Annotated in this window: 6 protein-coding genes and 1 pseudogene; all 7 read right to left on the bottom strand. The window is 47.5% G+C overall.

Annotated features, from left to right (window positions below; translation table 11 throughout):
• Positions 1 to 695: NADH:ubiquinone reductase (Na(+)-transporting) subunit F (nqrF, locus tag RDN93_RS07800; RefSeq protein WP_308744977.1), on the bottom strand; the 695-nt coding region annotated here is incomplete at its 3' end.
• An 18-nt stretch (positions 696 to 713) separates the two neighbouring features.
• Positions 714 to 1,340, bottom strand: coding sequence for an NADH:ubiquinone reductase (Na(+)-transporting) subunit E (nqrE, locus tag RDN93_RS07795; protein ID WP_308744976.1), 627 nt, complete (start codon positions 1,338 to 1,340; stop codon positions 714 to 716).
• A gap of 42 nt (positions 1,341 to 1,382) precedes the next feature.
• Positions 1,383 to 2,024 carry an NADH:ubiquinone reductase (Na(+)-transporting) subunit D gene (locus tag RDN93_RS07790; protein ID WP_308744975.1) on the bottom strand — a complete coding sequence of 214 codons (642 nt, stop codon included), beginning with the start codon at positions 2,022 to 2,024 and terminating at the stop codon, positions 1,383 to 1,385.
• 19 nt (positions 2,025 to 2,043) lie between these two features.
• Positions 2,044 to 2,718, bottom strand: a complete 675-nt coding sequence (locus tag RDN93_RS07785) for a Na(+)-translocating NADH-quinone reductase subunit C (protein WP_308744974.1) — start codon at positions 2,716 to 2,718, stop codon at positions 2,044 to 2,046.
• A 13-nt stretch (positions 2,719 to 2,731) separates the two neighbouring features.
• Positions 2,732 to 3,904, bottom strand: coding sequence for an NADH:ubiquinone reductase (Na(+)-transporting) subunit B (locus RDN93_RS07780; RefSeq protein WP_308744973.1), 1,173 nt, complete (start codon positions 3,902 to 3,904; stop codon positions 2,732 to 2,734).
• A gap of 53 nt (positions 3,905 to 3,957) precedes the next feature.
• Complete coding sequence (locus RDN93_RS07775; RefSeq protein WP_308744972.1) at positions 3,958 to 5,307, bottom strand: Na(+)-translocating NADH-quinone reductase subunit A; 1,350 nt, start codon at positions 5,305 to 5,307, stop codon at positions 3,958 to 3,960.
• A gap of 172 nt (positions 5,308 to 5,479) precedes the next feature.
• A pseudogene (locus tag RDN93_RS07770) lies at positions 5,480 to 6,879 on the bottom strand (C1 family peptidase).
• Between the last annotated feature and the right edge of the window lie 37 nt (positions 6,880 to 6,916).

Genomic DNA, 6,916 nt, shown 5'->3' with positions numbered 1-6,916 from the left:
ACTGTCAGCATGATACGGTCACCTTCGGCAGGATAGTTGGCCATAGAGTAAGCACGGATGGTTTCCTCATCGTTCTTACATTTCAAGCCCATCAAGCCGAATTTCTCCCATGCAGGCAGGTACTCGTCGCCAATCAGGCTCTTGTCGATATCCTTGTCATAGTCCATTGAGAATTTAGGAATCTTAATCTGCGCATAAGAACCGGGGATAAAGTCCATGTGTTCGCCTTTAGGCAGAGCCACGATAAACTCCTTGATAAACGTAGCCACGTTCTTGTTGGAGATAACCTCACACTCCCACTCTTTCACGCCGAGTATAGACTCGTCAATCTTGATAGCCATGTCACTTTTCACTTTTACCTGGCAGCCCAGACGCCAGTGATCCTGCTGCTGTTTGCGGCTGAAGTGAGGAACCTCGGAAGGCAGGATTTCGCCGCCCCCTTCAAGCACCTGGCATTTGCACTGTCCGCAAGAACCCTTACCACCGCAAGCGGATGACAGGAATACTCCGTTTACAGACAGCGTATTCAGCAAAGTAGAACCGGAAGCCACTTCCAATTCCTTTTCGCCGTTGATTGTCAGTTTCACGTCACCTGACGGTACCAGGAAATTCTTGGCAACCAACAGGATGACAACAAGCAACAGAATAACCACAAGGAATACCCCAATGCTCGCTAATATTAAATTCATATCCATTGTCTTATTCCTTTCTTTTTAGATGTTCAAACCAGAGAAACACATAAATGCGATTGCCATCAGACCTACGATGATAAACGTGATACCCAAGCCCTTCAACGGAGCGGGCACGTCAGAGTAAGCCATTTTCTCACGGATAGCAGCCAAGCCGACGATAGCCAGCAACCAGCCGATACCAGAACCCAGCGCGTAAGAAAGCGCGTCCCAGATGTCACCGATATACTTCGGGTCGCTCGGACCGAGGTTGATACGTTGCTGCATAAACAGGGAAGCACCCATGATAGCACAGTTAACGGCAATCAACGGCAGAAAGATACCCAGTGAAGCGTACAGCGCCGGGCTGAAACGTTCTACCACCATCTCCACCAATTGCACGATACCGGCAATAACGGCAATGAAAAGAATAAAACTCAAGAAGCTGAGGTCGACGCCTTCAATGATAGCGTTGGCAGCCAGCACCTTGGTCTGCAACAGATAGTTGACCGGCAGCGTCACCAGCAACACGAAAGTTACGGCGATACCCAGTCCTACGGCAGTCTTCACATTCTTCGATACAGCCAGGTATGAGCACATACCCAAGAAGAATGCGAATATCATGTTGTCCACAAAGATAGAGCGGACGAATAAACTTAATAAATGTTCCATATCTTCAATTAAGAATTAAGAATGAAGAGTCCTTCATCTTTATTAATTACTTTCTTCTTGCAGTTCTTTGTGACGTGCACGTTGATACCAAATGATGCAAGCTACGATAATCAACGCCATCGGTGGCATCAGCATCAAGCCGTTGTTCACATATCCTATGTTCCGGAGAGGCTCATAGTTCAAGATATTGAAACCGAGCAGAGTTCCCGAACCAAGCAATTCGCGGAAAAAAGCCACGATTACCAAAATCTTGGCATAACCCAAACCATTACCAACACCGTCAAGGAAAGATTCCCAAGGACCGTTCTGCATGGCAAATGCTTCCAAACGTCCCATAAGAATACAGTTGGTAATAATCAAACCTACATATACAGAAAGCTGAACACTTACATCATAAGCAAACGCTTTCAGAACTTCACTCACGATAGTTACCAGTGCAGCTACCACAACCAACTGAACGATGATACGTATACGGTTAGGGATGGTCTTGCGCAGCAGTGAGATAACCACATTGGCAAACGCTGTAATGACCGTCACTGAAAGTCCCATCACGATAGCAGGCTCCAGTTTTGCGGTAACAGCAAGTGCAGAACAGATACCGAGCACCTGTACGGTCACCGGATTGTCTATTCCCAACGGAGCAGAGAATACTTCTTTATTCTTCTTTGAAAACAGTTGTCCCATATTCTTTTTCTTCTCCTTATTATTTAGTTAAAAAACTCATGTAACTACCCAAGCAAGCTTTCAGCATGGCATCCACACCTACAGAAGTGATTGTACCACCGGAAATGCCGTCCACCTGATATTCAGGATTCTCTACCTTGCCGTTCTTCACAACTCCCAAAGCGATAGAACCGTTCTCCAAAGTCTTCTTACCGACAAACTCATTCTGGAAATGATCGGTTGCGATTTCAGCACCCAGCCCCGGAGTCTCACTTGCATGAGAGAAGTAAGTGCCGTAAACGGTATCCTTGTCTTCGTTCAGAGCGACATATCCCCAGATAGCGCCCCAAAGACCGGCACCGTAAACAGGAACTACATATTTAGTCTGACCGTCCACTTCGCATACGAATACGTGAAGACGTTGTTGCTCTTTCGCTTCTTTCTCGTAGTTGGTAGCAAATTCGCCTGTGTTCTCAGTCAGCGTACCGTCTACGTTCATCAGCATATCGCCCTTTACATATTTCTTATATTCAGCATCCGCATCTTCTACGTTCTTGATGTTCAACGCAGCAAGAATCTGCTTTTTAGTATCCAACTGCACATTCTTGTCCTGTGTAGTTTTCAGCGAAGAACTAACGAATGCCAGCAGGAATGCTACGATAATAACCATTACCGAAGCATAAATGATAGTATAACTGTTACTATTTGTATTCATTTTCATCCGGTATTTATTGGTTAGACTTGATAGCACGTTTCTCGCGGCGGCTGATATTGCCCTGTACTACACAGTAGTCAATCAGCGGAGCGAAGATATTCATCAGCAGGATGGCGAGCATCATACCTTCAGGATAACCCGGGTTCAGTACGCGGATGACGATAGCCATCACACCAATCAGGAATCCGAAGATGTATTTACCCCTTTCCGTACGTGCGGAAGTGACAGGGTCGGTAGCCATGAATACGGCACCGAAGCAGAAACCACCGAGAACAAGGTGTTCATACCACGGCATATTAGCCATAGCGTTGCTTTCCATGCCGATTGAGTTGAATACCCAAGCCATGAACGCACCGCCGACAAATACGGAAATCATTGTCTTCCAGCTTGCGATGCCTGTCCACAAAAGGATAGCGGCACCAATCAGGATGGCAATCACACTTGTCTCACCGATAGAACCCGGAATAAGTCCCGTCACCATATCCATGCTGAATGCAGGAGCCGCGCCGGTCGTAGCAGCTTCTCCCAGCGGAGTGGCAACGGTCAGCCCGTCTACCGACTGTCCCAGCCCGAAGATGCTGTCGCCCGATACCCAAACGGCATCACCGGACATCTTGGTCGGATATGCGAAAAACAGGAATGCACGTGTAATCAACGCTACGTTGAATACGTTCATACCTGTACCACCGAATACTTCTTTAGCGAAGATTACAGAGAATGCAGTAGCTACGGCAAGAATCCACAGCGGACAATCCACCGGAACAATCATCGGGATCAGGATACCCGAAACGAGAAATCCTTCCTGAATCTCTTCTTTCTTCCATTGGGCTACGACGAACTCGATGCCAAGACCTACTACATAAGATACGATAATTTTGGGCAGTACTGCCAGAAATCCGTAGACAAACATTTCGAAAAAGCTGCCTGCGGCACCCGTGTGGGTGAAATGCTGGTAACCTACATTGTACATACCGAACAGCAGTGCCGGTACTAACGAAATAACCACAATCGACATGATGCGTTTGCTGTCAATCGCGTCGTGTATATGCGTTCCCGTTTTCGCAGTCTTGCTGGGCACGAACAAGAATGTTTCGAAGCCGTCGAACACCGACTGGAATGCGTGGAATTTGCCGCCTTCTTCAAAGTTCGGCTTTATCTTATCGAGATAATTTCTTAACGCTTTCATTAATATATTTACTATTTTACGATTTACTATTTACGATTTGCCATGCGGGTAGATTATGCCATTTCCGAACGAAGCATGTCGAGTCCGGCACGGACGATGCGTTGCAGTTCCATCTTTGAAGAGCAGACAAACTCGCAGAGGGCGAAGTCTTCAGGAGCTACTTCATAGATGCCGAGCGCTTCCATGCGGTCGATGTCGCCGGCGATGATGGCTTTAATCAAGAATTCGGGCAAAATGTCCATTGGAAGCACTTTGTCGTACTCACCGGACATGATCATATGGCGTTCGCCACCTTTGACACGTGCGTCCAGTGTGTATTCCTTCTTTCCCATCAGCCAACTGAAATAGGAACGGTTGGTACTGAACTGGTTGAAACGCGGCATGATCCATCCGAGCATTTCGTGAATGTCGTCTCCTTCGGGGATAACGGTCAGTTGGCTGTGGAATGCGCCTAAGAATCCGTTCGGGGATACTTGCTTTCCTGTCAGCACGTTGCCGCTGATGTAGCGCAGGTCTTTGCCTGTCGTTACGTTGCCTGCGAATACGTTAGTCAGCAGTGCGCCTACCTGAAGTTTGCAGTAAGCGGGTTTCAACACTTCAGAACCTGTCACGGCTACTGTACGGGTGAAATCCACATGTCCCGTATTGAAAAGACGGCCGATGAAGATGACGGCTTGCGGATCAATTGTCCATACTGTCTCGCCTTTGGATATAGGGGCAAGGTGGTTAATCTGAACACCTACGTTACCTGCAGGGTTCGGTCCGTCGAATGCGGTGATTGTGACGTTCTTTGCCTGAGTCAATGCGGCAGCGTTCTGCTTCACGCTTATGTTCAGGTATGTTTTTGCCATTTTGGCAAGGGCATCAAGTCCTGTCTGGAAATTTGCTTCTTCACCTTTCAACGCGAATTGGAAGTCGGGTGCCAGCGGATTGCTGTCGAAAGCGGATACGAAGATGCCTTTTGGCGTCACTGTCGGGTCTGCGATGATGTCATAAGGACGTTGTCTGATAAACGCGAAAAGACCGGCTTCCAACAAAGCGGTTTTTACAGCTTCCGCATCCATCGACGCTACATTCTTCTTACCGAACTCTTCATAGTCCTGCTCTGCAGCAGCTTCCACTACAATGTTCAAGACTTTACGACGGGCTCCACGCTCTACACTCGTCACTACGCCGCTCACGGGCGAAACAAATTTTACTTCAGGATGATACTTGTCAATAAACAAGGGTCCACCAGCCATCACATACTCCTGCTCTTTTACGACTACCTTCGGCGTCACTCCAGGAAAATCATCGGGTACGAGTGCGTAAAATCCCGGCTCTTTCACTGTCGTGTACGTCTCTGCAGCTGTACCTTTCAGGTTTATGTCAAGGCCTTTGCGTAACTTTATTACATTTGCCATGCTATAAATAAAATAATGGTTTCATAAATTTGCCGCAAAAGTAATAAATAATAATGTGATTAAAGAGGAAAAAAGAAAGGAATTACGGAAAAATATCCGTAATTCCTTTCGTGGTCGCACACAGTGTGTTCGTTGCCGGTTGGGATTCATTTAAATAAAAACATCTGTTCTTCTATTCTTCTTCGGCAAACATGGGGTCCCAGGCAGGAAGGCGGATGGGTTTCTGTTTGAGGATTTCCGATACTTTTTTCGTGGCGTATTTGGTTTCTATCACCAGGCGGAACATATATTCGTTGAACCACTCATCAGTCATGATGAGATGACCTTGATAACCGGAGCCGGCCCCCAACTATTTTCAACCATCCATTTGGTCGGGTTTCCGTTTTTGTCGAGGTCTACTGCCATGAGCGTCATGGCATGGCTTGAGCCGCTGGCAAAGCTTTGAATACGCTGCTTCTTGTTCATGCCGAAGGTTGTGCCCATGAGAGATTCGTAGTCGTAGTTTTTAACATCCAGCAGACCACGGTCAGAGTTGAGGAATTTACCTACATCGCAGGAGAAGTACATCATAGTGCTGTCTTTGAGAGAGGTTATCGCCATCTCTTTGATGTCCTCTATGGGGAGATTGACATAAGTCCAGTTTTTGCCGTCGTAGCGGTGGCGGTCATAGTCTATCTCGTAACATTTGTAGTAGTCACGGCTGGGGTCGTTCATGAGCATAACGTAGTTGCCGATCAGGTTTTCGTCACCGTACTTCTTCAGGAAAGAAAGCGGGGTGTAGGCTTCCGTAGATACGGGTTTGCCTTGGGCGTTGTATTCCGTCCAGGTAAATTCGGTGGGGGGAACGCCCAGGTTCAAGACCAGCATGCGGTAGATGGTGCCGAGCATTTCGGTTTTCGTTTTCTCGAGGAGTGCCGGTTTCGTGCCTTTGGCGGCGAGGTCGCGGAGTTGAAGGCCCTGTTCACGGAGTTTCAAGGTAATCAGGTTCGCCATGCGGGAGGTGTTCTCGCTACTGTTCGTTTCGGGCATTACGTCTTTGGGGACAAGACCGTATTTGCTTACGATGTCGGCCACACCGGTGAAAGTACCGCCGTCACTCAAAGGGTGGTGGAACAGCCACTCTACCATTTTGTCGTTCATCGGTTTGTCGCTGGTGTCGATGATGCCTTGCAGGAAAAGATTCGCTTTCTCCAGTTGGTCGAAGAAGAAAGGATAGGTTTGCGAAAACTCGAACGAGCTGAGATTGTGGCGGGCGATGGCCTTGGCACGCATCACGTTCAGACCGGTGAAGAGCCAGCAGCGGCCGGAAGATTTCTGGTCGGTGACGCCTTTGGAGTTCACTTTGACAGAGAAGTGCGTATCCATACCTTTCAGGTTTTCCTGGTTGAGAGCCAGTTTGCGGATGTCGTTGTTGCCGATGGCGTTGCGGATAGCCTTGTCAGCCGGGGTGTTTTGATAACTCTGTTTAATTTGTTGCATCATGTCGTCGCTGATGCCGCCTTTTGCGTTTTGAGCTTGTGCCGAATAACAGAAAGCACAGAAAACAAAAACTGATAAAATTCGTTTATTCATTAGTATAAATAGTTTATTAATCAATTACACTTCGGAT

Source organism: uncultured Bacteroides sp. (genome assembly GCF_902491285.1).
Lineage (GTDB): Bacteria > Bacteroidota > Bacteroidia > Bacteroidales > Bacteroidaceae > Bacteroides.
This window is presented reverse-complemented; position numbering and strand designations above follow the sequence as displayed.